This is a genomic window from Pseudomonas arsenicoxydans, assembly GCF_006438915.1.
Taxonomy (GTDB): Bacteria; Pseudomonadota; Gammaproteobacteria; order Pseudomonadales; family Pseudomonadaceae; genus Aquipseudomonas; species Aquipseudomonas arsenicoxydans_A.
The window spans coordinates 22,399-48,475 of record NZ_RCZE01000003.1; the positions used below are offsets into that span (position 1 = coordinate 22,399).

General features: G+C 59.5%; 15 protein-coding genes. 11 read left to right on the forward strand and 4 right to left on the reverse strand.

Translation table 11 applies throughout. The features are described 5' to 3' along the window. Positions 1–63: 63 nt before the first annotated feature. The 6 genes from EAH78_RS06720 (at position 64) to EAH78_RS06750 (ending at position 7,186) form a co-directional block, all read left to right on the forward strand. Entirely contained in the window at positions 64–651 is a 588-nt protein-coding gene (locus EAH78_RS06720) for a YecA family protein (protein WP_027922285.1), read from the forward strand. Positions 652–661: 10 nt separating this feature from the next. Further along, positions 662–1,057: a YbaN family protein gene (locus tag EAH78_RS06725; protein WP_140666860.1), complete on the forward strand. Its 396-nt coding sequence runs from the start codon at positions 662–664 to the stop codon at positions 1,055–1,057. Positions 1,058–1,303: 246 nt separating this feature from the next. Beyond that, the gene (gene lapG / locus EAH78_RS06735; RefSeq protein ID WP_140666862.1) at positions 1,304–2,011 is read left to right on the forward strand and encodes a cysteine protease LapG; all 708 of its coding nucleotides are present in this window, start codon (positions 1,304–1,306) and stop codon (positions 2,009–2,011) included. 22 nt (positions 2,012–2,033) lie between these two features. Further along, positions 2,034–3,974, forward strand: coding sequence for a cyclic di-GMP receptor LapD (gene lapD / locus EAH78_RS06740; protein WP_140666864.1), 1,941 nt, complete (start codon positions 2,034–2,036; stop codon positions 3,972–3,974). A gap of 117 nt (positions 3,975–4,091) precedes the next feature. After that, positions 4,092–6,410, forward strand: a complete 2,319-nt coding sequence (locus tag EAH78_RS32290; protein WP_170219104.1) for a hypothetical protein — start codon at positions 4,092–4,094, stop codon at positions 6,408–6,410. A gap of 416 nt (positions 6,411–6,826) precedes the next feature. Continuing rightward, on the forward strand, positions 6,827–7,186 hold the full coding sequence (locus EAH78_RS06750) for a DUF6124 family protein (RefSeq protein ID WP_140666866.1): 360 nt from the start codon (positions 6,827–6,829) through the stop codon (positions 7,184–7,186). A gap of 356 nt (positions 7,187–7,542) precedes the next feature. Here the strand turns inward: EAH78_RS06750 and EAH78_RS32115 are convergent, their stop codons facing one another. Next, complete coding sequence (locus EAH78_RS32115; protein WP_161599671.1) at positions 7,543–7,692, reverse strand: hypothetical protein; 150 nt, start codon at positions 7,690–7,692, stop codon at positions 7,543–7,545. A gap of 162 nt (positions 7,693–7,854) precedes the next feature. Here EAH78_RS32115 and EAH78_RS06760 point away from each other — a divergent pair, with 162 nt between their 5' ends. Together EAH78_RS06760 and EAH78_RS06765 are read left to right on the forward strand one after the other, a co-directional pair. Beyond that, positions 7,855–10,317 (forward strand): hypothetical protein, encoded by a 2,463-nt coding sequence (locus EAH78_RS06760; protein WP_140666868.1) that lies wholly within the window; start codon positions 7,855–7,857, stop codon positions 10,315–10,317. A 442-nt stretch (positions 10,318–10,759) separates the two neighbouring features. Continuing rightward, entirely contained in the window at positions 10,760–11,125 is a 366-nt protein-coding gene (locus EAH78_RS06765; protein WP_140666870.1) for a DUF6124 family protein, read from the forward strand. A 356-nt stretch (positions 11,126–11,481) separates the two neighbouring features. Here EAH78_RS06765 and EAH78_RS06770 read toward each other — a convergent pair whose 3' ends face one another. Further along, positions 11,482–18,648 (reverse strand): retention module-containing protein, encoded by a 7,167-nt coding sequence (locus EAH78_RS06770; RefSeq protein WP_140666872.1) that lies wholly within the window; start codon positions 18,646–18,648, stop codon positions 11,482–11,484. A 594-nt stretch (positions 18,649–19,242) separates the two neighbouring features. Between EAH78_RS06770 and EAH78_RS06775 the strand changes: the two genes are divergently transcribed. From EAH78_RS06775 to EAH78_RS06785, 3 genes are read left to right on the forward strand one after another with little or no spacing between them, the layout of a single operon-like run. After that, a complete protein-coding gene (locus tag EAH78_RS06775; RefSeq protein WP_140666874.1) occupies positions 19,243–20,607 on the forward strand; it encodes a TolC family outer membrane protein in 1,365 nt (454 codons plus the stop codon). A gap of 18 nt (positions 20,608–20,625) precedes the next feature. Beyond that, positions 20,626–22,785 (forward strand): type I secretion system permease/ATPase, encoded by a 2,160-nt coding sequence (locus EAH78_RS06780; protein ID WP_140666876.1) that lies wholly within the window; start codon positions 20,626–20,628, stop codon positions 22,783–22,785. A 9-nt stretch (positions 22,786–22,794) separates the two neighbouring features. Continuing rightward, entirely contained in the window at positions 22,795–24,162 is a 1,368-nt protein-coding gene (locus EAH78_RS06785) for an HlyD family type I secretion periplasmic adaptor subunit (protein ID WP_140666878.1), read from the forward strand. 138 nt (positions 24,163–24,300) lie between these two features. On the opposite strand, the gene EAH78_RS06790 is transcribed toward EAH78_RS06785, so the two are convergent. Both EAH78_RS06790 and EAH78_RS06795 read right to left on the reverse strand, forming a co-directional pair. Beyond that, a complete protein-coding gene (locus EAH78_RS06790) occupies positions 24,301–24,897 on the reverse strand; it encodes a tRNA-uridine aminocarboxypropyltransferase (RefSeq protein ID WP_140666880.1) in 597 nt (198 codons plus the stop codon). Positions 24,898–24,900: 3 nt separating this feature from the next. After that, complete coding sequence (locus EAH78_RS06795; protein ID WP_008013540.1) at positions 24,901–25,794, reverse strand: LysR family transcriptional regulator; 894 nt, start codon at positions 25,792–25,794, stop codon at positions 24,901–24,903. Positions 25,795–26,077: the final 283 nt, after the last annotated feature.

Below are 26,077 nucleotides of genomic sequence, written 5' to 3' on the forward strand. Positions count from 1 at the left end.
GGCCTGAGCGCTCAAGAAGGCCTAGAATTCCCGCATCTGTTTATTTCCCAAGGTAGCCCTTTAATGTCCTTCGCTGAGCAACTAACCCGTTTGCAAGTCTTCCTCGACGCCGACGAACTGCATGACGAGGCGCTGGACTATGTGGCCGCCCATGGCTACCTCACTGCGCTGTCGATCTGTTCGGAAGAAGTACCGGACCGCGAATGGATCGACGCCCTCTTCGCCGAAGAGCCGCACTACGCCGACGACACCGAGCGTGAAGCCATTGAATCCACCCTGCTCGCCCTCAAGGCTCACATCGCTCGCCAATTGGCGTCCGACGAAGAGTTCGAGCTGCCGTGCGAGCTGGACCTGGGTGAAGATCCGGATGACTCCGACCTGCGCGGCTGGTGCATCGGTTTCATGGAAGGCGTGTTCCTGCGCGAAGCCGCCTGGTTCGAAACCGCCGAAGACGAAGTCAGCGAAATGCTCCTGCCGATCATGGTTGGTTCGGGCCTGTTCGACGAACAGCCAGAGTTCGAAGACATCGCCAAAGATGCCAACCTGATGGACGACATGATCGTGCAGATCCCGGAAGCCCTGACCGCCCTGTACCTGCTGTGCAACGCGCCAGACGAAAAACCGGCGATCCTCAAGCCACGTCACCACTAAGGTTTTGCCTATGGACAACCCCATAGGCAACCGCTCCCTGATGTTGCGTTACGTGCTGCTGGCCATCGGCTGGCTGAGCGTAGCGCTGGGAGTGATCGGGATTTTCCTGCCGATATTGCCCACCACGCCTTTCCTGTTGCTGGCCGCCGCGTGCTTCGCCCGCAGTTCGCCGCGTTTCTATCAGTGGCTGGTGGAGCATCCTCGGCTGGGCCCGTGGATTCGCGACTACCTCGACGGCAACGGCATCCCTCTCAAAGGCAAGGTCTACGCCATCGGGCTGATGTGGGCGAGCATCCTGTTCTCCTGCTACCTGGTGCCCCTGCCGTGGGCCCGCGGCTTCATGCTGACCAGCGCCGTGCTCGTCACGTTCTACATCCTCAAGCAAAAAACCCTGCAAAAGCCCTGACTGTTGCGCTTTTGTGGCGAGGGAGCTTGCTCCCGCTGGGTTGCGAAGCGACCCCAACCCTGCAGACCAAATTCCTCCTGACACAACACGCTGACTGGTTTGCGACTGCTACGCAGCCGAGCGGGAGCAAGCTCCCTCGCCACAAGAGCCTCCTCACTACAGGCAGTCAGTACCCACCCGACAATTTGTCCGTCCTCGCTGGAAACTCCGCCTAGACTTCAGTCATCTGCACGCGAGCAGCCAGACATGTCACGTCGTCCGCGTAGTCCAGGATGGTCAACGCTCCGACTTCGGCTCGGCGGGTGGCTGCTGTTGGTCAGTTTTCTGCTGACTGGGTTGGGCAGTGTCCTTGCTGACTGGGACTTTTCGCTGATCCTGCAAACCGCCGAAAAACGCTACGGCCCTCTCGGCCCCGCTCAAGGAAGAATCGAGGCCTGGAGTCAAATGCTCAAGGGCGAACTCAACCAGCCCGAGCGCGAGCAACTGAACGCGGTCAATCGCTTCTTCAATCAGCAGCTGAATTTTCAGGACGACATGCGCATCTGGCGTCAGACCGATTACTGGGCCACGCCAGAAGAATCGCTGATCAAAGGCGCCGGCGACTGTGAAGACTACGCACTGGCAAAGTATTTCAGCCTGCGCTACCTCGGCGTTCCCAGCGAGAAACTGCGCATCACCTACGTCAAAGCCCTCACCCAGAACCAGGCGCACATGGTGTTGACCTTTTACAGCAGCCCCACGGCCGAACCGCTGGTGCTGGATAACCTGATCAGCGAAATTCGTCCCGCGTCCCAGCGCAAGGACCTGTTGCCGGTGTACGCCTTCAACGCCGAAGGTTTGTACTTGCCCGGCGCCAATGGCGGCAAACGCAGCGGCGATACAAAAAAACTGTCGCGCTGGCAAGACGTGTTGAAAAAAATGCAAGCCGAAGGATTCGCCGTGGGCGAGGGCTAGCCGTCATAGCAAGGAGCGTTTTATGTCACTGCGCAAACAGTTGTTTCTCGCCATTTGGCTGTTCCTGCTGGTGGCCTTCAGCGGCAGTTTTTTTGTCAGCCTGGAAAGCTCTCGCGAACAGATGCTCGGCCAGTTGCGCTCCCACGCCCAGGACGCCGCGACCGCCCTGGGTTTGTCACTGACCGCGCAAATCGACGACCCGGCCATGATCGAGTTGATGGTCAGCTCGATTTACGACAGCGGCTATTTCCGCAGCATCCGCGTGGTCAATATCGTCGATGAACAGGTGTTGGTGGAACGCAGCGCCCCCGAAAAAATCGATGGCGTTCCGGGCTGGTTCGTCAGGCTTGTCAATCTACGTCCCGAAGGCGGCGACGCGCTGATCATGCGTGGCTGGGAACAGGTGGCGCGGGTCGAAGTGTTGAGCAATCCGCAATTCGCCCTGGCCAAACTCTGGGACAGCACGCTCGGCAGTCTGCTCTGGCTGTTGGTTTGCGGAATGCTCAGTGCCGTGTTCGGTGGTTGGTTGTTGCGTCGGCAATTGCGCCCGCTCGACAAAATGGTCAAACAGGCCGAGGCCATCAGCAAACGCGAGTTCCTGAGCCTGCCAAAACTGCCGCGCACCCCGGAACTGCGGCGCGTGGTGCTGGCGATGAACCAGATGGTCGAGAAGCTCAAGGCGCTGTTCGCCGAAGAAGCCACGCGCAGTGAAAAACTGCGGGCCGAGTCCTATCAGGACAACCTCACCGGTCTGGCCAATCGCCGTTTGTTGGATGAACAACTGGCCGATCAGTTGCTGATCAGCGAACAGAGCAGCACCGGCCATTTGCTGATGCTGAGAGTCAACGACCTGATCGGCCTCAACCAGCGTTTGGGTGGTCAGCGCACCGATGCGTTGATCAGCGCCGTCGGCGAACTGCTCAAGCGCCTGACGCATTTGCCGCAACGTCGCACCTGGCTGGCGGCACGCAATCGCGGCGGTGAATTCAGCCTGCTGACACCGGGCCTGGACGGTGCCGACGCTGAACGCCTGGCCTCGGAAATCAGTGCGACCCTGGAAAACCTGCGCCTGACCGGCGCCAGCGATTGCATGCCGGTGGCGCATTTGGGCATCGTCCCCTACCACCCCGGCGAACCGCCCAGCGACGTGCTGCTGCGCCTCGATCAAGCGCTGACGCAAGCCCGACAACACCCCGAGCGGCCGTGGGTTCATCTGGCCGATACCACCGCCGCGAACAACCACTCCCAGCATGACTGGCGCGCCTGGATCGACGACGCCCTGACCCACGGCAAACTGCAGCTGTATTTCCAACCCGTGGTGCAATGCGCCGACACCAGCCAGGTGCTGCACCACAAAGTCCTCGCGCGCCTGCTCGACCCAAGCGGTGAAGCCATCGCCGCCGGGCATTTCCTGCCGTGGATCGAGCGCCTCGGCTGGTCAGCGCGGTTTGACCTGGCGATGCTCGAAGCGACCCTCGACTACCTCGTCGTCAACCGCTGGCCCCTGGCGTTAAGCCTGTCCGGCAGCACCCTGCGCGATCCGGCGCAGCTGCGAGAAATCATCGACTTGCTCGACTCACTGCCCGAGCTGGCCCATCTGCTGATACTGGAAATCGACGAACGCCAACTACCGCCCCCCGATGAACTGCAACGCCTGAGCCACAGCCTGCTCGACACCGGTTACCGCATCGGCTTGCAGCACTTTGGTGGCAGCTTCAGCCAGATCGGCAACCTGACGCAGCTGGGCCTGGCGTATTTGAAAATCGATGGCGCATACATCCGCAGCATTGATGTGCAGCCTGACAAAAGACTATTTATTGATGCGATTTTCCGGGCGACCAACAGCATTGATTTACCGTTGATTGCGGAGATGGTGGAGACGCAGGGGGAGTTGGAGGTGATTCGGGAACTGGGGTTGTTTGGGGTGATGGGAAGACTGATTGGGCCGCCGGAGCCGATGTGAGGGGGGCGACCGTTCGTCTTAAATCCGCATCTACCTGTCAGATATGACAGGTGCGCATATCCCTGAAAAACGCTCTGATAGCTTCTCTGCGTCATCAATGCGTCAGGAGCCTCAGACATGACCACGCCCGAATCACTCGAAAACACCGTACTGGTGCTACATCCGCCCCGTGTTCCCGAGGCAACCTACCCGGTGTTCGGGGCCGATTGCGGGGTGGCGAAACGTGTGTATGACCTCACGCCTATGGGCCTGGAAGTGGAAACCGATCCGCCTCTTGCCGGTACAGTCAATCCCGACGATGTCTTGGCGCTCATCTTGAACGGGCAATCCGTCGCCAGTAAATCCATCAACCCTGGCGAGGAAAACGCCGTCAACACTCTGTACATCCCGAAGGGCCTTTTGCTGACAAATCGGCTGAACGAGCTGGTTTGCACCTTTACCCGAGGCAGTCAGAACATCGCAACTTCCACGCCGATCCTGACGTTGCTGTACAACGCCATCCGCCCTGGCATCGAAGACACCACACCGGGTGATGGTGCTCATTCCGAGCTGGAACTGATCCTGCCGCCAGACGTAATCGAAGACGGCATCGACGCCGACCGTGCGAAACAGGGCGTACGCGTGTGTTTCTCTTATCCCTATTGCCGCGCGCATGACCGGATCTGGCTGAACTGCAACGGACAGGACGTCTACCGCACCGTCACCGTAGCCGAAGCACCCACCATTCCCACCGCCGTACCCACCACTGTTTGCGTGATGGTCGATGAGTCTGTGTTCGAGCGAGCCGGCGACAGCCCGACATTCGTGTTTTCCTACACCGTCCACGACCAGCTCGGTAATGGCCCGGACACCGACTCGCCGTTTTCAGCGTCGTACGTGGTCGACGTGCATCTCAAGGAGACCCGGCTGGTCGCACCCGATATGGCCGAAGCCCCGGGCGACCCGGACGATGACCCGACCACCATCGACCGGGACAAACTCGGTAAGAACGACCTGACCGTGTTGGTGCACACCTTTGCCCCGCAGTGGCAACCCGACGACAAGATCCGCGTGACCTTTACCGCCACGCCAGCCAGCGGAACGGTCGTGACACACATCGTGGAAGCAGACGTTGCGCGGATTCCGTTCGTCTACCCGCTGAAGGTGCCCAATGCCAAGGTAGTCGCCGGCAGCGTGGCGCGGGCGAAGTATGAGTTGATCAGAAACGGGGATGTCATCGCCACGTCCAAGACCGCCACTGCCAATATCATCGGTGGGGACGTTGTTGAACTGCTTGCGCCGTTTCTGGTGAATCCTGCGGTGAACCCAATTGATGTGCTGGCTTTTCTGAATGGGGTAACGGTGCGGGTTCAACACCTGACAGCGGAGTTGAATGATCAAGCACTTTTAATAATTAACAATCCGAGCGCCAGCGACAAAACATTTCCTGCGCAGACGTTTAATCAAAACAAAAGGGCAAATTTCACATTAACTTTCGAGCTTTTACTGGCTTGGATGAGTCGCAATGTCGAATTGTATTGGGAGTTGATTCGCAATGGGAAGCCGATAGGAACATCGTCGCCGTTGAAGCTGACGATTGAACCGATTGCTGACGGGGATGTTCGATTGGGAACCCCAAGAATCGATCAGGCTGATAGTACACAGGTAGTGGATATCAATGAATTCAAAGGCGATGCCACCGTCTCTCACACTAGCTGGCCATTTAGGGGCGGAGAGTATTTGGTTGATATAAAAGTCATTGGAACCGGCACCAATGGGAGCGCGCATATTATTAATGTGGTTACCGGAGGCTCCTTGACCCTTGACGAGGAAATAAAAGGGTTCAGCAGACCTCTGTCGCGAGTACAACTGTTATTACTCAAAGACAGTTCAACCCTCCATATCGAGATCAAAGCCCACTTCAAAGACTCCTCCAAGACGGTTATCTTCCCAAACTCCTTTATTTATACAATCAAGAACCTCCAACCTATTTTGTCGGAAGATTTCGACGCCCATTATTCTCGCTTTATATCATCGAATCAGTCCATATCAATCCCTAGCATGAACATACGCCATCTCGGAGGTCTGGGTTATTTAGGTATTAACTCAATTAATACAATTCTCACTGGCCCTTACCCTCCCATACACAACCAGAGCGCTGCACAAGTTTTAGAAATGCACACAGATGCATATGGCCAAGGACAATACATGCGAATTGAATTTCGCTGGGGCTACTCTTCAGTCGGCTTCTACTACCGATTTGTTCAAAGCGACGGGATATTGGTTCGTTTTTTAGACAAAAACGGGAACAGTCTGTCCGATCAACATCTCGTTAATAACCCTGGACCTTTACCTGTTTTCTTTTCAACTTCAGAAAACTCTATCTGGTTTATAGACATCATTACGAGCGTATGGGACTTAGTTACCTTTGACTATTTCACCATGGGTCGTACTTAAGGAGGCAATGTGGACATATCTACTTGCCTTGCCCCCAAGCCTGGGTGAGAAATAAACAGCGATGTTTAAAAAACATCTCCAGACACTCTCTCAGGCTACACATCCTTGCGCCGTTGCCTACGACTGCGCCAGAATCCGCCGGCTTGTGCGCCTTGGGCCCGGCCTCTATCGTTTCCCTGCCACTGCCTATCAGTGGTCGGGTTTCGCAGCCCGGGTCAATCAAGGCGCATAGCGCCACCGTTTCCTTTCAGCTGGCGTTTTTTTTCGTCTACTGCATTGCGTTATGGCGGCTGTGCGCGGGAGATCTTCGGGTCTGCCGGGTTCCTTGATTCCCGGTCTGCGAACCTGCGTACAGCTGCCACCTCCCCTCGTTTCGCAGCGAGCGGTGACAGCTCCATTAATCAAGGAGTTTCACCATGTTCAAAATCACACCCAACCCACCCGAAACCGACGACGTTTCCCCCTACGAATCCACCGATTCCAAAAAGCTCAACACCGCCGCCGACCGCGCCCTCGACTACTACCTCAAACCGGTCATCCCCAAAGACACGCCGCGCAAACCCAGCACGATCTACTTCGTCGGGCCCGACACCGATAACGAAACCCTACTCGTCAACGCCTGCGAGACGTTGGCGTCTGCGAGTGTGATGTTGAGTGATTTCGCGGGGCAGTTGAACGGTACACAGCGCCATACCCTGCTGGGTATTCAAAACTCCGTGATGTTGGGAGAAATGGCGGTGAACCGGATGCTGGACAACGTCGATCCGCATAGCTAACACGCAGCCCCTGTGGCGAGGGAGCTTGCTCCCGCTGGGCTGCGAAGCGGCCCCAATCAATGACAACGCTTTCCTTCAGGCATACCGCGTTTAATGGTTTTGGGGTTGCTGCGCAACCCAGCGGGAGCAAGCTCCCTCGCCACATTGGTCAGGTTAGCCGTAGAGTTTTGTGGGGGTTGGTCGGGCCTCACCGCGAGCAAGCTCGCTCCCACAGGGGATTTTTGTCGTTCACATATTTTGTGTTCAACACTCAAACCTTGTGGAGCGAGCCTGCTCGCGATTGCTTTCTCACAGGCAACAAAAAACCCGCCATTCCTGACCCAGGAATGGCGGGTTTTGTCGTTTCAGACTTCAGATCACACGGTGTCCACCTTCAACGAATGGTCATTCAACATGCCATTGATGATGGTCGCCGTATCGTGACCACCCGCCACCACCCCGCCCGCTCCCGGCGTGACGCCGTAGTGGCTGGCGAGGCCAAAAATGAGGACGTATCTATTTTCCATCTGATCCTGATGTCGTGGATAAAAGGGGACGCACCTATTTGTTCTCCTATTTGTCCTTAACTGATGACCACTCGTCGCTACTGTCAGATCTGACAGTAGCCGTATTTTCCGTCCTGCTATTTGATTGCTCCAGTCGCCCACAATCGTGCCGGAGCCTCAGCCATGACTACCCCCGAATCACCCGACAACAGCGTCCTCGTGATGGACCCGCCCTGGGTGCTACTCGCCACCCAGCCGGTCGTCGACGCGGACGTCGGCCTCCCCCTGGCAAGTTATGACTTGATCCCCGATGGCGAGGGTGCGACGGCCGTGGTGAATCCGCCGTTGTCAGGCACGGTTGAATTGGATGACGTCATTAGGCTATGGCTAGTGGGGGACGCCACGTTCCTGAGCAGTGCGTTCATTACCGATGTGAACGCCAAAACGAGTCTGCGCATCCCGAAAGGCCGCCTTTATTCTGACCAGATCAACAAGCTGTTTTACACCATCACGCGCGGCAGTTCGAACGTCGGAAAATCCGAGCCCAATCTGACCCTGCTCTACAACAAGATCCGCCCCGCTCTAAAAGACCGGTTTCCAGAGACCGACGGCCATTCCGAACTTGAACTGCGGTTGGCTGACGACATCAAGAACGGCGTCGGCCCTGACTTTGTCAGCGCCCAGGTGTGGGTGTCTTACCCGTATTGCCGGGCCTACGACACGATTACCTTGAAGTGCAACGGCGAGATCATGACGTACAAGGTTCGCCCGGATGAAGCGCCACAGCCGCCAAATCCGGGCTCGGCGGACCCGATCGCGGTGTGTTTCACCGTGACCCGCGCCTACCTGGAGAGCGCGGTAAGACCGGGCGGCAAGCTCCATTTTTCCTGCACCTGCACCGACCAGATTGGCAACACAACGGACACCGACGCGGTGTGGTCGGCGACGCAAACGGTGGATGAAGACCTCGCTGGCCTCCTGTTGCCGGCCGCGTTGCTGCGCGAACAGCTGAACGACCCCGACGATGACTTGAGCGTCATCGACCTGGAAAAACTGGGCGGGAAACCGCTGTTGCTGGTCATCCTGACGGCCGATTCGCGCTTTCGGGTGGGTTACACCCTCAACGCCGTCTACACCGCCACCTTGACCGGGCAAGCGGATGTGGTTGTGCGCGTGTCGGGAATGGTCGAGGCGGACGAGTTCGGGCAGAAAAAGATCTGTGTGCTGGAGGTGCCGAACGACAAGGTCCTGGCCGGACGCACGGTGACGGTGATGTATGAATTGTTCGATGGCGCCACTTTGGTGGGCCGCTCGAAAGCGGCGACGGCGTTGGTGGTGGGTGAAAACACGATTGAAATCGATGCGCCGAGGCTGTTGGCTCCAGCCACCATTCCCGTCGATGCATTGGATCACGAGCAAGGTGTCAACGTGCGCGTCGACTTCGCGGCGGCGCAGCCCGGTGACAAGGCGCAACTGGTGTTGCGCAATCCATTACCGGGCTCGCCCGATTTTCCGGAGCTGTCGCTGGATCAGACATTCGCCATCTTCAATCTGGATGTGGTGTTTTTGGGGTTGTGGCACGGCAAGGCGCCGGAGTTGAGCTGGGACCTGATTCGAGGCGGGAAAGTGATTGCCCAGTCGTTGCCGTTGGTGCTGACGGTGCTGCCCATTTTGAATGAAGATGACCGTCTGCCAACGCCCAAGATCCTTCAGGCCGCCAACAACGGCGACGGACCAGAACTGGACGTCTCCAACCTGACGCCGGGCGCCACGGTGCGGTGCCTGGTCTGGCCACTGATCGCGTTTGGTCAACCGGTCTGGCTGCACCTGCGCGGCAAAAACGCTATCGGCGGGGAACACAACATAACCCTGTTGCGGCATCCGACCAATGCCGTGCACCAAGCCTGGCTGAATGCGGGGTACTACGATGTTTCGGTGCTTTACAGCTACCTCAAGGACCTGGGCGATGGCAGTGTCTTGGAAGTGTGGTTCACGGCGGCACTGGACAAGGGGACCGACGAAAGTAAAGCGGTGACCTTCCCGATACGGACCTATCGGGTCAAAGTCATCCCGGACCTCATCATAGATGAGTCACCACTCTTTCTCACAGGGGCTAACTTTTCTATCAGAGGGGCAGGGTTACCATGGACCCACTCCGGTGCCGACCCTGTCGGCACCTACGCAGATCGGACCCCAACAAGCGGAATCCTCCCATATGAATATTTTACATCCGACAATAAGATCGCCATCGTCGACGGTTCTGGCCGCGTTCGCAGCGAAGGGAACGGAACTGCCCGGATCACAGTAACCGACGGATTGCTGCGGTCGGCGAGCTACGACGTAAATTGTACTAATGTGAACCATATCGTCTGGAACCCAACCCCCATGGATGCGTATCAAGCGGCCGCATGGACGGCGGCAATTGGAGCAACCGCGATAATACCCTATGAAACAAACCTATCAGTTTTGGGGGTAAAGTTTCGCGCCGCGGCGTCATTCATTGCATGGAGCACTGACCGGGTCCCAGGTAACGGCGCGGTCGCCCTAGGGCCCAACACAGCGGTGCCACCGGGGGGAAGCTGGAAAGCGTACGTCAGTACAGCAATCGACCTCAACCCGGTAATCGCAATGAAGGGAAATCTCTAACATCATCAGCTCAAAGGGAAAAGGGAAAAGGGAAAAGGGAAAAGGGGACGTATTTATTTTTCGTTCGATCTTGATGGCGAAGTCCGATTAAACAGCGGTGTTTAATCGACATCTCCAGAAACTCTCTCAGGCTACACATTCTTGCGCCGTTGCCTACGACTGCGCCAGAATCCGCCGGCTTGTGCGCCTTGGGGCTGGGCTCTATTGTTTGCTCGTCGCTGAAAAACAGCGATCGGGTTTGGTAGCCCGGTTACCTGTCGCTACATGCTCATAATGCAGAGACTCATTTCGTCCTCTGTATTTATGGCGGTCATGCGCAGGGCATCCTCGGATGCGCCGGGTCTTGCACCAGGTAACCGGTCTACCAACCTGCGTATGGCCGCCACCCTTCGTTTGGTAGCGAGGGTGATGGCTCCTTAATGTCTTACCTGGAGCATCATCTATGTTCAAGATCACACCCAATCCACCAGAAACCGAAACCGACGACGTTTCCCCATACGAATCCACCGATTCCAAAAAACTCAACACCGCCGCCGACCGCGCCCTCGATTACTACCTCAAACCGGTCATCCCCAAAGACACCCCGCGTAAACCCAGCACCATCTACTTCGTCGGCCCCGACACCGATCACGAAACCCTGCTGGTCAACGCCTGTGAGACATTGGCGTCAGCGAGTGTGATGTTGAGTGATTTCGCCGGGCAACTGAACGGTACGCAGCGCCATACCCTGCTGGGCATTCAAAACTCCGTGATGTTGGGAGAAATGGCGGTGAACCGGATGCTGGATAACGTCGATCCGCATAGCTAGCACGCAGTACCTGTGGCGAGGGAGCTTGCTCCCGCTGGGCTGCGAAGCGGCCCCAATCAATGACAACGTTTTCCTTCAGGCATACCGCGTTTAATGGTTTTGGGGTTGCTGCGCAACCCAGCGGGAGCAAGCTCCCTCGCCACATTGGTCAGGTTAGCCGTAGAGTTTTGTGGTGGTTGGTCGGGCCTCATCGCGAGCAAGCTCGCTCCCACAGGGGATTTTTGTCGTTCACATATTTTGTGTTCAACACTCAAAGCTTGTGGAGTGAGCCTCATCGCGATTGCTTTCTCACAGGCAACAAAAAACCCGCCATTCCTGACCCAGGAATGGCGGGTTTTGTCGTTTCAGACTTCAGGTCACACGGTGTCCACCTTCAACGAATGGTCATTCAACATGCCATTGATGATGGTCGCCGTATCGTGACCACCCGCCACCACCCCGCCCGCTCCCGGCGTGACGCCGTAGTGGCTGGCGAGGTTGACGCCGGCCAGGTCGATGGTCTGGTTCGGCGTGGCGCCGGCCATGGCGCTGACGTCGATGCTGGTGACGAGTGAGGCGCCGCTGCCGGTGACTTTGAAGTGCAGGTAGTCATCCAGCGAAGCCGACGTGCCGTTTTCGCCTTGCAGCAGTTGCGACAGATCGAGCTTGTCGGTGCCGGGGGTGAAGTCGGTGACGACGTCGTGGCCGCTGTTGCCTTTGAGCCACTGGAAGGTGTCGGCCCCTGCCCCGCCGGTGAGGGTGTTGTTGCCCAGGCCGCCGATCAGGAAGTCGTCTCCCCCGCCGCCCTTGAGGATGTCATCGCCCAAACCGCCGTTGATGACGTTGCTGTTGTTGTCGCCCGTGAGGGTGTCGTTGAAGTTGGAGCCAAGCAGGTTTTCGATCCCGGTGAGGGTGTCGGTGCCGGCGCCGCCGGTGTTTTGTGGTGCGACCAGACTCAGGTCGACGGTGACCCCGGCGGTGGCGTGGGCGTAGCTCACGGTGTCGATGCCGGTGCCGCCGTCGAGCAGGTCGTTGCCCGTGCCGCTGAACAGCAAGTCATTGCCAGCGCCGCCGTGCAGTTCGTTGTTGCCGGTGCCGGCGGTGAGTACGTCGTTGCCGTCACCGGCATTGATCACGTTGTTGCCGGTGCCTGCCACCAACACGTCGTCGCCCGAGGTGCCGGTGAGGGTGTGGCCATCCTGGTAGCTGATGGTCACGGCGGCGGTGTCGCTGCCGCCGTGGTTGTCGTTGGCAGTGTAGGTACTGTGGGCGTCCGGGGTGATGTCGTGGGCGCCGGCGTAGTTGACGGTCATGGTCAACTGGTAGTTCTCATCTCCTTTGGCGTTTCCGCCACTGGTGTTTTCGATGTTGGTGATGTGGATCTGGTAGGTCCCATCCGACGTCGCGGTGATCGTCTGGCCGTCCGCGATGCTGATGAAGGCGCCACCATTGAGGGAATACTCCATGGTGATGTGCCCGGCCGCCAGATTGTGATCCAGGTTGAGGGTTTCACCCGCTTTGAGCTTCACGGTGATGAGGTCTTCATCATTGGCGTTGTTGGCAGTCACCTTGTCCAGATACCCGCTGACCACCAGCAGCGCCGTCATCGCCGCGGTGTTAGCCGTAAAGGCACTGCGCACGTCCGCCAGGGACTGGTTAGCCGCCGTGTCATTGGTGCCTTTGAAATTGATCGCGCCAGTCCCGGTGAAATCCGCACCCTTGGCCACCCATCCGGTGGTGAAGTTGGTCGGCGATGCGGTCAGCGGATCCTTGTCGGCATCGGTGTCATTGGCCAGCAACAGCTCGCCCGGCACCACGATGTTGCCCGACAGCACGTTGGTGATGATGTGGTCATCGACCGCCACCGGTGCCGCATTCGGAATGACTTTGACCGTCAGCGTGGAGCTGGCCAGGTCGCCGTCGTTGTCGCTGACGGTGAAGCCGATGTTTTCGGTGATGACCACGGCGGTGGTTTTTTGCGAGGTGTAGTTGTACTCGCCGGTGTCGAGGTTCACCACCAGCGTGCCACCACTGTTGGTGGCGATGCTGATGCTGTTGTTCACCGTGTTGAACGTGCCGTGGTTGGCGCCGCCACTGAAGTTCAGCGAACCCTGGTTGGCGTTGCCTTTCGGGTCGAAGGTGTACGTGGTGCCGTCGACCACGAGGGTTTTGATAAAACCGCCATCGGCGCCGAACGTACCGCCCTCCAGCAACGTACCCGTGACCGGTGCACCCATCACAGTGCCCGAGAGCACCGAGTTGAGTTGGTTGAGGTCAGTCACCACCACCGCGTTGGTGTCGGTGTGGGTGCTGCCGTCGTAGGCCAACGGGTTGAGGTTGGCGTTACTCACGCCACTGCCCAGGCCGATCGCGTAGTTCTTGATGCCGTTGGCGTCGAGGAAGGCTTTGAGTGCGGCCTCGTCCGAGCTGCCAATGTCGCCTTCGTTGGGTTTGCCGTCGGAGAAGAAGTAGCCAACGTTCTGCGCGCCGGTCAGTTTGCCGGAGGTATTGAACGCCGTCTGCATGGTGGCCACAGCGGCATCGTAGTTGGTGTTACCGCCCGCTGTCAGGCCGGCGAGAAGGCTCTTGGCGGTCGCCACGTCGACCCACACCGAGGTTCTGTCGGTGGCGTTGCTGCTGAAGGTGACGAGTTGCACTTTCACATCGCCAAGGTCGTCGTACTTGTCGAGCAAGGCGCCGATGGCTTGTTTCGCCAGGGCCAGCCGCGACAGGCCTGGCACGCCGGAAGCGTCGGCCATACTGCCGGAGATATCGAGCACGATCAGCACATTGGAGTCGACTTCCACCGCCGCTACCGCGCGATCCGACGCTACCGCTTTGGGCACATCGTCGACGATGTTGACGACGATGGTGCTGGTGGTGCTGTTGCCCAGGGCATCGGTGGCTTTGTAGGTGAAGCTTTCGGTCAGCGTATTCGCGCCGTCATTGGCGTTCGGTGTGGTGCTGGCTGGCGACGTCAGGGTGTAGGTGTACGTGCCATTGGGGTTGAGCAGGATCTGGCCATAGTTGCCCGTGGCACTGCCCACCAAGGTGTAAGTGATCACGCCTGTTGCGCCAGTGACCGAGCCGACCAGGGAGCCGGTGGCCGTTTCGCCAGTATTGCCAGGCTCGCTACCCGTGACAGTGCCGGCAGCCAGATCCTGCCCGTCCTTGGTCAAGTCCAGTGCCTTCTCGTAGACGGTCACGTCGGTATCTGAAACCGCTTTGATGCAGCTGTTCGACACGTCGATGGTGATGGTGGTGGTGCTTTCATCACCGTCGGCATCGCGCAAAGTGTAGGTGAATGTGTCCGTGGCCCCCGCGCCGCTGACGGCGTCTGGATTGCTGTGATAAGTCGCGTTGCCATTGGCATCCAGCGTCAGGTAACCGTAGGTGCCATTGATGTTCGAGCCCAGGCCGCCGATGGCCGAGGTCGAGGTGTCGCTGCCAGCACGCACGCCCACCACGGCGCCCGTCACTGCCGGGCCATCGGCGCCGCCGATGTCGTTGTACAGCACGTTGCCACTGACCGTACCGCCTTCGACCACGCTCGCCGTGTCCGCATTGGCAGTCGGCAGGTCATCGACGATATTGACGTTGATCTGACCCGACGCGGTGCTGCCGTCGGTGTCGGTGGCCACCACGTTGAAGTTTTCGGTGATGCTGTTGGCACCGTTGGCGGTTGGATGGGTTTCGTTATCCACCAGGGTGTAGCTGTAGCTGACCACGCCGGTGACCGGGTTGTAGCCGGTGATGGTCAGCGCGTTGCCCAGCGCAGTGAGGATGGTTTGCGGGAAGCCCGCCGCCACGCCACCGGCCACCACATGAATGCCGCCGACATCGAGGGTTTGCAGACCGTCGAGCGCAGTCACGGTGAAGGTGCCGCTCTGGGTCAGCGCCGGGGTGTTCGGGCTGGTGCCGTAGTCGAGGTTTTTCTCGTAAACGGTGAGTTCGCCGCCACTGACGTCGAGGCCGTTGAGGGTCACCGGGTCGTTGGCGTTCTGGATGTTCAGCACCAGCGTGGCGGTGCTGGTATCGCCGTCGGCATCGGTGAGGGTGTAGGTGAAGGTTTCGGTGCCATTGCCGCCGCCGTGCAGGTTTTTGAAGTCGGCATCGTTGGTGTCTAGCGTGTAGGTGTACGTGCCATTGGCATTGAGTACCAGGGTGCCGTAAGTGCCATTCAACGTGGCAGGCGTGATCGGCCCGGCATTCGGTCCGGTCGCGACGTGGTCCGCACCTTGAACGTCGTTGGTCAGCACGTTGCCGGTGAGCGTCAGCACGTGCTCCGTCGCGGTGACTGCATTCGTGTCGTTCACCGCTTTTGGCACGTCATCGACGATGCTCACCACGATGGTGCTGGTGGTGCTGTTGCCCAGCGAATCGGTGGCCTGGTAGGTGAAGCTTTCGGTCAGGGTATTCGCGCCGTCGTTCGCGTGCGGCGTGGTGGTCGCCGGCGATGTCAGGGTGTAGGTGTACGTGCCGTTGGGGTTGAGCAGGATCTGCCCGTACGTACCGGTGGCGCTGCCCACCAGGGTGTAAGTGATTGCGCCGGTCGCGCCGGTGACCGAACCGACCAGCGTGCCGGTGGCGGTTTCGCCAGTATTGCCAGGCTCGCTACCCGTGACAGTGCCGGCAGCCAGGTCCTGCCCGTCCTTGGTCAAGTCCAGGGCTTTTTCGTAGACCGTCACGTCGGTATCGCTGACCGCTTTGATGCAGCTGTTCGAGACGTCGATGGTGACGGTGGTGGTGCTTTCATCACCGTCGGTATCGCGAATGGTGTAGGTGAACACGTCAGTTGCACCCGGACCACTCACCGCATTGGGATTGCTGTGATAAGTCGCGTTGCCATTGGCATCCAGCGTCAGGTAACCGTAGGTGCCATTGATGTTCGAGCCCAGGCCGCCAATGGCCGAGGTCGAGGTGTCGCTGCCAGCACGCACGCCCACCACGGCGCCCGTCACTGCCGGGCCATCGGCGCCGCCGATGTCGTTGTACAGCACGTTGCCACTGACTGTACCGCCTTCGACCACGCTCGCCGTGTCCGCATTGGCAGTCGGCAAATCATCGACGATGTTGACGTTGATCTGACCCGACGCGGTGCTGCCATCGGTGTCCGTGGCCACCACGTTGAAATTCTCGGTGATGCTGTTGGCACCGTTGGCGGTTGGATGGGTTTCGTTATCCACCAGGGTGTAGCTGTAACTGACCACGCCGGTGACCGGGTTGTAGCCGGTGATGGTCAGCGCGTTGCCCAGCGCAGTGAGGATGGTTTGCGGGAAGCCTGCCGCCACGCCACCGGTCACCACATGGATGCCGCCAACGTCGAGGGTTTGCAGACCGTCGAGCGCGGTCACGGTGAAGGTGCCGCTCTGGGTCAGCGCCGGGGTGTTGGGGCTGGTGCCGTAGTCGAGGTTTTTTTCGTAGACGGTGAGTTCGCCGCCGTTGACGTTGAGGCCGTCGATGGTCACCGGATCATCGTTGTTGTGGATTTGCAGCACCAGCGTGGCGGTGCTGGTGTCGCCGTCCGAATCGGTGATGGTGTAGGTGAAATTCTCGGTGCCGTTGCCGCCGCCGTGCAGCGCTTTGAAATCAGCGTCGCTGGTGTTCAGGGTGTAGGTGTACGTGCCGTTGGCGTTCAACACCAAAGTGCCGTAGGTCCCGGCAAACGTGCCTGGGGTGATCGGACCGGCATTTTCGCCGGTGGTCACGCGGTCGGCGCCTTGGACGTCGTTGGTCAGCACGTTGCCGTTGAGGGTCAACAGGGTTTCCGACGCGGTGCCGGCGTTGCTGTCGTCCAAACCTTTTGGCACATCGTCGACGATGTTGACGTCGAGCGTGCCGTTGGCCGTGCTGCCGTTGTCGTCGACCACGGTGACGGCGAATTGCTCAGGCAACGTGTTCGCGCCGTTGCCGGTTGGGTGGGCTTCGTTGTCGGCCAGGGTGTAGCTGTAACTGACCACGCCGGTAGTGGCGTCGAACCCGGTGATGGTCAGCGTGCTGCCCAGCGGGGTGGTAACGGATTGCGGGAAGCCTGAAGACACACCGCCAACCACCACGTTGATGCCGCCGACGCTCAGGGTTTGCACGCCGTCGAGGGCGGTGATGGTGAAGGTGCCGCTTTGAGTCAGCGCAGCAGAATCCGGTGCACTGCCAAGGCTCAGGTTTTTCTCGAAGACGGTCAGTTCGCCGCCCTCGACATTCAGGCCACCAATCGTCACCGGGTCATCGTTGTTATGGATTTGCAGCACCAGGTTGGCAGTGCTGGTATCGCCATCAGCATCCGTCAGCGTGTAGGTGAAGGTTTCCGTGCCGCTACCACCGCCATGCAATGCTTTAAAGTCCGCGTCGCTGGTGTTCAGAGTGTAGGTGTAGGTGCCGTTGGGATTGAGCACCAGGGTGCCGTAGGTCCCGGTGAAGGTGCCGCCAATCACCGGCCCACTGTTGGGACCCGTGGGAATGCGGTCGGCGCCTTGCGTGTCGTTTGGCAGCACGTTGCCGGTCAGGGTCAGCAAGGTTTCCGACGCGGTGTTGGCATTGCTGTCATCGACAGCCTTGGGCACATCGTCAGTGATGTTGACGTCCAGCGTGCCAGTGGCGGTGTCGCCGTTGCTGTCGTGGGCCACCACGGTGAACTGTTCGCCGAGGGAGTTGGCACCGTCACCGGCCGAATGGGTATCGTTGCCATTGAGGGTGTAGCTGTAACTCACTACGCCCGTGGCCGGGTTGTAACCGGTGATGGTCAGGGTGTTGCCCAGTTGCGTGGTGATCGACTGTGGAAAGCCAATCGCCACGCCACCGGTGATCACGTTGATACCGCCGATGCTCAGGCTGTTCAGCCCATCCGGTGCCGACACGCTGAACGTGCCGTTCTGGGTCAGCGCACCCGGATTGCTCGCGGAACCGTCGGCAAGGTTGGCTTCGTTGAGGGTTAGTTCGCCACCCGCCACCGACAGCCCATCGAGCGTAACCGGGTTATTGACCGGCGTTACCGGTGGAGCAATGACGGCCGGGGTGCCGTCGGCGTTCTGCTGGATATCGGCGTTATGGCGTTCTTCAGGAAATTCGGGAATGCCGCCAAAACCAGCCGTCGGGAAGCCAATGGTCGGATCGACCCGCCCGCCCACTTCTTCGAGCAGGACAAAACTGTGGCCCCCGCCCTGCGCACCATTGGGCGCCGCTGTGAAGCTCGGCCCGGCCGCAGTGGCTTCACCGGTCTGCGTCGGGTCAGCGCCCGCCGCGATGGCTTTTTGCAGTTGCTCGACATCGGTCAGTTGCGCTTCGCTTGGCGTCACCGCCTCTGACGTGCCTACGTGCGGCGACTCATTGGCGAGGAGATGGGGACTCATCTCCAGGCTGCTGCCACGCCCAAGGGTCAGTTCATGGCCATTTTGCAGATGGACCGCCACCGCGCCTTCGGCCCCGGTGACCAGTTGATCGCCGGCGAACAATCGGTCGCCCTCGATCAACGCGCGCCGAGTACCGTCGCTCGCTACCGCGAACACCTGACCAATGACTTTACTGACGATACCGATGAGCGTAGCCATGTGCATTTCCTCCGCTGCCAACCGCTGTCGGCATCCTGTTTTTAGCGAAGAATGTGCTCATGGTTTGAAAGCAGGTGGCTGCGCGGATCGCCTGCAGGGCGCGTTTACCTGAGTAAGCCGCTGCCCTGGCGATGTCCTCGCCCAGCGTGTCGCTCACCGGCAACATCGGCGACTGGGGGATAAAACCCTCTGCAATCAATGGCTTCGAAGGCCCAATTGCGTCGCACTTGCTCGGTGAGCGCTGCGTAACGATTCTGACTCATTAAAGTGACAAAAAACCGTCACCACAATTCGTTACGCGTCCCTCCCCTCCAGCACTTCTCCGCCCTATGTCGATAAGTGGATGGAACTTTTCCTGGAACCCTTGAAAGCTCCCTAAAGCTCGTAATTCAAAGGCTTCCGTAATGAACAATGTGCTGGAATTTGCTGACGGCATAAGTTTTTTTTGGCATAAGGGTTATGAGAAAAATTTCTTAGCTATTCTCTAGAATGTTCTTAGCTCTGTTGTTACAAGGGTGAAACGGTTTTACCTATAAATGCCGTCAAATAATTGGCGTCTAATAAGCACCATCAGGAATTCAGGGAGATGCACCCATGCGCGTTTTAACCCCCCTATGCAGCGCGGTTCTGCTGGCCATGGCCTGCACTTCCGGCGCTCAAGCCATGTCGTTGACCGAGGCAATCCAGAGCACTATCGCGACCCATCCGGACCTGGCCTCGCGCGTGGACTCGCGCCTGTCCGCGGATGAGCAGGTGAAAGTTGCCAAAGGGGGCTTTTATCCATCCGTAGATTTGAATGCCGCCTACGGGCGCGGGTACAGCGACAACACCAATACCCGAGCGCTCGGCCCTGGCAATCACAACACCGAAACCATGAATTACACCCAGTCGGAATTGCGCCTGCGGCAGATGCTGTTCGACGGTTTCAACACCGCGAACGAAGTCGAACGCACCAAAGGTGTGGTCAACTCCCGGGCCTATTACGCTCAAGGCACCGCTCAGGACCTGGCCCTGCGCACCATCGAGGTCTACCTCGAAGTGCTCAAGCGCCGCGAACTGGTGACCCTGGCCACGAACAACCTGCAAGCGCACTTGCGCGTTAACGACCAGATTGGCCTGCGCACCCAGCGTGGCATCGGCAGCAACGCCGACTCCGATCAATCCGGCGCTCGCCGCGCACTGGCGCAAAACAACCTCGATACCGCCGAAGTCGATCTGGCGGACGCCGAGTCGAACTTCTCCAGCGTCGTCGGACGCCTGCCCGATGAACTGGAAACCCCAGCGTCGATCCGCGGCGAGGTGCCGACCTCCCTGCCAGATGCCCAGCAGAGCATGGTGGAAAACAACCCGTACCTGAAATCCGCCCAAGCCGACGTGCAATCGGCCGAGAGCCAGTACGAAGTTGCCAAGTCGCCGTTCTACCCACGCTTCGACGCCGAAGCCGCGGTGGGCGCGAACAACAACGTGCAAGGCGATGAAGGCCACGACAACGAGTGGCGCGTGGGTGTGGTGATGAACTACAACCTGTTCCGCGGTGGCAGCGACAAGGCACGCCTGGCGTCCGATGCGCACCAGATCAACCAGGCCATGGACATCCGCAACAACGCCCTGCGCCAACTCAACGAGAACATGCACCTGGCCTGGAACGCCATGGTCAATGCGAAAAAACAAACCCCGACCGCGCGCGAATACGCTGAAACCAGTAAACGGGTGCGCGTGGCGTATCAGGACCAGTTCGGTCTCGGTCAACGCACGTTGCTCGACTTGCTCGACAGTGAAAACGAGCTCTACAACGCCAACCGTCGTTACACCGAAGTGCGCTACACCGAGGAATACTCGATGTACCGCGTGTTGGCCGGCATGGGTGAGTTGCTGAGCAAGCAACGGGTGGTATTGCCTGCCGATACCATCGCCTCCTCCGAAGTGAAGAACGAAGCCCGCTTGCCTGAACTGAAGTAGCTCACTGGAGCGATCAATGTGACCAGCATGGAATCCGGCAACACCGGTGTCGATCCGCGGCTGAGCTTCGATGACCCGCTTCTGGACGGTCTGTTGATCCTCTGCAAACTCCACGGCGCGACGGTCAGTCGCGCCAGCCTGAGTGCGGGGCTACCGCTGCACAAACAACGCTTGAGCCTGGACCTGCTGCCGCGCGCAGCAGCCCGGGCCAGTTTGCAGGCGCGACTGCTGCGCCGGGAACTGGGGGATATTTCCGCCCTCAACCTGCCGGTGATGCTGATCCTCAACAACGGCCGAACGGCCATCTTGCGACGCTTCGGCGATGACGGTCAGGTGTTGATCCTGCCCAGCGAAGCCGACGGCGGCGAACAATGGGTCAGCACGGATGAGCTGGCCGAAAATTACAGTGGCCAGGCCTTGTTTGCCCGGCCACGCCATGAACTTGAAGACTTGCGCTCGCCGCTGGTGCCGCGCGTCGAAGCGTGGTTTCGCGACACGCTGAAACTGTCGAAGTGGCTGTACAGCGATGCGATCCTGGCGAGTTTCCTGATCAACCTGCTTGGGTTGATGGTGCCGCTGTTTGTGATGCAGACCTACGACCGGGTGGTGCCGAACCAGGCCACCTCGACCTTGTGGGTGCTGTCGATCGGCTTGCTGATCGGCACCGGTTTCGAACTGGTGCTGCGCGTCGTGCGCGCACATTTGCTGGACACTGCCGGTAAGAAAACCGACGTGATCCTGTCAGCGACCTTGTTCGAGCGCATCACCGGCATGTCGATGAAAGCCCGTCCGGCGACCATCGGCGGTTTTGCCCAGAGCATTCATGACTTCCAGGGCCTGCGCGAGTTTCTCACCGCGGTCACCCTGACCAGCCTGATCGACCTGCCCTTCGCCGTATTGATGCTGGTAGTGATCGGCTTGCTCGGCGGCTGGCTGGTGGTGATTCCGTTGCTGGCGTTCCCCATCACGATCATCTTCGCGATGGTGATCCAGGTGCGCCTGCGCGACACCGTGCAAAAAAGCCTGAGCCTTGGCGCCGAACGCCAGGCCTTGCTGATCGAAACCCTCGGCGGCCTGGAAACCCTCAAGGCGTGTAGCGCCGAGAGCGAGCGCCAGCACAAATGGGAAAGCACCCACGGCGCCCTCACCCGCCTCGACAGCCACGCGCGCAACCTCTCGGCGCTGGCCACCAATGGCACGCTGTTCATCCAGCAGTTCTCCGGCATGGCGACCATCGTCGCCGGGGTCTACAGCATTATCGCCGGCAACCTCAGCGTCGGGGCGCTGGTGGCGACCTACATGCTGGGTAGCCGCGTGCTCGCGCCACTGGGGCAGATTGCCGGGTTGATCACCCGCTACCAGCAAGCGCAACTGACCATGAAAAGCACCGATGCGTTGATGGGCCTGCCGCAGGAACGCGACGCCAAACAGCGGCCGCTGGAACGCACACAACTGCAAGGCGCCATTGAAGTCAGCGGCGTGACCTTCCACTACAACGGCCAGAACGCGCCAGCGCTGTCCAACGTCAGTTTCAGCATGAAGCCGGGCGAACGCATCGGCATCATCGGTCGCAGCGGTTCTGGCAAAAGTACCCTGGCGCGCCTGGTGATGGGGTTCTACGCGCCGGAAGAAGGCCAGTTGCTGCTCGACGGCCTGGACCTGCGGCAACTGGACGTCGCCGACCTGCGCCAACAGATCGGCTACGTCGCCCATGACCTGCCACTGCTGGCCGGCAGCCTGCGCGACAACCTGACCCTCGGCGCCCGCTACATCAGCGACTCACGGATGCTCGAAGTGGCCGAATTGACTGGCGTCACCGAACTCGCCCGCCAACATCCGCAAGGGTTTGATCGTCCGGTCGGCGAACGCGGGCAGTTGCTGTCTGGGGGGCAACGTCAGGCCGTGTTGCTGGCGCGGGCCTTATTGCTCGACCCGCCGATCATGTTGCTCGACGAACCGACGAGCGCCATGGACAACAGCAGTGAAGATGTTCTGCGGCAGAAGCTCCACACCTGGGTCGAGGGCAAAACCCTGCTATTGGTCACGCACCGCACCTCGATGCTCAGCCTGGTGGATCGGCTGGTGGTACTGGATAACGGACGGATCGTCGCCGACGGTCCGAAAGAAGCGGTCATCGATGCACTGCGCAAGGGCCGTGTCGGCTCTGCGGCTGTCTAGGAGCTACCCATGGCCCGTTCATCGTCCGACACCTCCAAGAACCGTGGCTACTTCGGCAGCTTCGGCAAAACCGCCGAGAGCGAGTTCATGCCGGAAACAGCCGGCGCCTCGTTGCAGGATTCCCCGCGCTGGTCGCGCATTACGGTGTGGCTGGCTGCCGGGCTGATTATCAGCGCGGTGGTGTGGGCCAAGTTTGCGGTGCTTCAGGAAGTCACCATGGGCGAAGGCAAGGCGATTCCGTCGAGCAAGGTCCAGGTGATCCAGAACCTGGAGGGCGGCATCGTATCCGAGATTTTCGTGCGCGAAGGGCAAATGGTGAACAAGGGCGACACCCTGCTGCGCCTGGATGACACGCGGTTTCTGTCGAACAAGGGTGAAAGCGAGGCCGATCGCTATGCGTTGACCGCGAAGGTCGAGCGCTTGTCGGCGGAAGCAGAAGGACGGCCCTTCAAGCTGTCAGAAGAAGTGATCGCCAAGGCTCCGCAAGTGGCCGAGGACGAGCGTTCGCTGTACGACCAGCGTCAGCGTCGGCTGGCCAGTGAGCAGCGCACGCTGAGCGAACAACTTCGGCAAAAAACCCAGGAACTGGCAGAATTCCGCTCCAAACAGGGGCAGTTCAGTTCCAGCCTGGCGTTGCTGCAACAAGAGATGAACATGTCCACGCCGCTGGTGGGCACTGGCGCCGTTTCGCCGGTGGAAATCCTCCGGCTCAAACGCAGCGCCGTGGAGATTCGCGGCTCGCTGAACGCCACGACGCTGGCGATCCCCCGGGCGGAATCGGCGATCAACGAGATCAAGAGCAAGATTGACGAGTCAGAACAATCTTTCCGGTCCGACGCTGCGAAAGAGCTGAACGAGAAACGCACTGACCTGTCGAAAATCACCGCGTCGAGTATTGCCATTGATGACCGAGTGACGCGCACGACGGTGGTGTCGCCGGTGCACGGGATTATCAAAGTGCTGAAGGTCAACACCATCGGCGGCGTGGTCCAGCCCGGCAGTGACATGGTGGAAATCGTGCCGCTGGAAGACAACCTGCTGATCGAAGCCAAGGTGCGGCCACAGGACGTGGCGTTCCTGCATCCAGGGCAGAAAGCGATGGTGAAGTTCAGTGCGTATGACTACACGATTTATGGCGGGTTGAGCGCCAAGCTCGAACTGATCGGCGCCGACACCATCACCGACGACAAGGGCAACAGCTTTTATCTGATTCAGGTACGCACGGATAAAAACCACTTGGGCGGGGATGTGAAACCGCTGCTGATCATTCCGGGGATGGTTGCCACGGTGGACATCATTACGGGTGAGAAGAGTGTGTTGGATTACCTGCTGAAACCGGTGTTGAAAGCCCGGACCGAGGCGATGCGAGAAAGGTAGTTTCTGGTCTGAATTTTCTGTGTTTGTCAGTGCCTCTTCGCGAGCAAGCCCGCTCCCACATTCGGTCGAGTTTCTTCAGAAGAAATGCGATCAAATGTGGGAGCGGGCTTGCTCGCGAAGAGGCCCTAAAATCAACAACTATTTCGGCCCATGATTACGCTGGAAGGTCTCCTCCCCCATCGCCGCAATCTGCCCCTCGATCAACGCCTCGAACGGTTTCAACAACGGCTCAAACGTGCTCGGCACCTCCAGCGTCTGCAGCGCCTGAACGATCGCCTCCACCGTCGACAACGCCCCCGGTCCCGGGGCCTTGCGCAGTCGGTATCGCGACACCCCGCCACCCGCCAACGTCACCCTCGGCAACGCCGCCAGCAACGGATTGAGGTGCAGCATCTTGCGCGCCTTGCGCCAGGTACCGTCCGGCACCACCAGCAATAGCGGCTCGTCAGTCGCCGTATAGGTTTGCATCGGCTGCGCGCCCTCGCCCGGAAACAACAACCGCGCCTGATACCCCGGTTGATTCAACAGCGCCGGCAAATCCTCGAACACCTCGCCGACAATCAGCTCTGAATTGTTCAAACCCAACGCCGCCAACCGAGCCGTGTTCAACGCGTGGTTCACTTCGCTCGGATGCTGCAACAGCAACACCCGGGTGCGGCTGTCGAGGCACGGGATCAGCGGGCACAAACAATGGGTTTGCGGGCGCAGGCAACGAGGACACTGGATTCTGGACATCGATCAAGCCTGATTCAGTTGTGCTTTGAGCAAATCGCGAAAGGTCTGGATCAGCGGTTCGCGACTTCGGCCACGGCGCACGATCATCGAGAACGGTGCCTGATAACCGAATGTCGCCGGCAGCAATACGCGTAAATCGCCCTTGTCCGCCCAGGCTTGTGCGTAATGCTCCGGCAGGTAGCCGATGTAGGCACCGGACAACACCAGAATCAGTTGCGCCTCCATACTTTCCACCGTGGCCGCGCTGTGTTTGAAACCGTGCCGCGCCAGTTCCGCCTGACTCCAGTAACCCCGGCCGACCATGCGTTGCTGGGTGATGACTTGCTCGGGGATGCGCCGCTCGGTGAACAGCGGATGACGGCTGCTGCAATACAGCCAGTGCTGTTCGCGGTACAGCGGCATGTAGACCAGGCCGCTCATGCGCGTGGAGAACGCGCCGATGGCGAGGTCGAGGCGATTGTCCTGCACGCCGAGTTGCAGTTCGTAGGGGCTCATCACCGACAAATGCAGATGCACCGCCGGGTGTTCCTGGCTGTAGGCGCCGATGGCTTCGGCGAAGGGCAAGGCCTTGTCACTGACCGTCGAGTCGATCACGCCGAGGTTCAGTGTGCCGCGCAGTTCGCCCTTGAGTGCGGCGGCGTATTGCTCGAAGCCTTCGAGCTCGGCCAATAGACGCAGGGTTTCCTGATGGAACAGTTCGCCCTTGCTGGTCAGGCTGAACCCACCACGACCGCGATGGCACAACACCAGGCCGAGGGCTGCTTCGAGCTGGCTCATGTAGGTGCTGATGGCCGAGGTCGAAAGGTTGAGCTCTTGCTGGGCGTTGGCGAACCCCTGATGGCGGACCACGCTGACGAAGATGCGCAATAGTTTCAGGTCGGGTAAAGCGTTGGCCATGGGGTGCTCCGATCTCAAGGTAATGCATGTTGTTTTTGTGGCGAGGGAGCTTGCTCCCGCTCGGCTGCGCAGCAGTCGTAATCCAGACAGCGCGGTCTGTCTGACACAAAGGGGTGAATGGTTTTGGGGCCGCTTCGCAGCCCAGCGGGAGCAAGCTCCCTCGCCACAGGGGTTCAGTGGTCGCCGATGAGTCTATCGCCGCTTGAACCATTAGTTTAGAAAAATCTGAACTAAGTATTTGCCCGTAGCGATTCTTCCCGGCCACTACATTTCGCAGAATCGG

What these genes read in the sequence shown, in the direction of transcription:
- EAH78_RS06720 (WP_027922285.1), top strand. Translation starts at nt 64, where the DNA reads ATGTCCTTCGCTGAGCAACTAACCCGTTTGCAAGTCTTCCTCGACGCC.
- EAH78_RS06725 (WP_140666860.1), top strand. Translation starts at nt 662, where the DNA reads ATGGACAACCCCATAGGCAACCGCTCCCTGATGTTGCGTTACGTGCTG.
- lapG (WP_140666862.1), top strand. Translation starts at nt 1,304, where the DNA reads ATGTCACGTCGTCCGCGTAGTCCAGGATGGTCAACGCTCCGACTTCGG.
- lapD (WP_140666864.1), top strand. Translation starts at nt 2,034, where the DNA reads ATGTCACTGCGCAAACAGTTGTTTCTCGCCATTTGGCTGTTCCTGCTG.
- EAH78_RS32290 (WP_170219104.1), top strand. Translation starts at nt 4,092, where the DNA reads ATGACCACGCCCGAATCACTCGAAAACACCGTACTGGTGCTACATCCG.
- EAH78_RS06750 (WP_140666866.1), top strand. Translation starts at nt 6,827, where the DNA reads ATGTTCAAAATCACACCCAACCCACCCGAAACCGACGACGTTTCCCCC.
- EAH78_RS32115 (WP_161599671.1), bottom strand. Translation starts at nt 7,692, where the DNA reads ATGGAAAATAGATACGTCCTCATTTTTGGCCTCGCCAGCCACTACGGC.
- EAH78_RS06760 (WP_140666868.1), top strand. Translation starts at nt 7,855, where the DNA reads ATGACTACCCCCGAATCACCCGACAACAGCGTCCTCGTGATGGACCCG.
- EAH78_RS06765 (WP_140666870.1), top strand. Translation starts at nt 10,760, where the DNA reads ATGTTCAAGATCACACCCAATCCACCAGAAACCGAAACCGACGACGTT.
- EAH78_RS06770 (WP_140666872.1), bottom strand. Translation starts at nt 18,648, where the DNA reads ATGGCTACGCTCATCGGTATCGTCAGTAAAGTCATTGGTCAGGTGTTC.
- EAH78_RS06775 (WP_140666874.1), top strand. Translation starts at nt 19,243, where the DNA reads ATGCGCGTTTTAACCCCCCTATGCAGCGCGGTTCTGCTGGCCATGGCC.
- EAH78_RS06785 (WP_140666878.1), top strand. Translation starts at nt 22,795, where the DNA reads ATGGCCCGTTCATCGTCCGACACCTCCAAGAACCGTGGCTACTTCGGC.
- EAH78_RS06790 (WP_140666880.1), bottom strand. Translation starts at nt 24,897, where the DNA reads ATGTCCAGAATCCAGTGTCCTCGTTGCCTGCGCCCGCAAACCCATTGT.
- EAH78_RS06795 (WP_008013540.1), bottom strand. Translation starts at nt 25,794, where the DNA reads ATGGCCAACGCTTTACCCGACCTGAAACTATTGCGCATCTTCGTCAGC.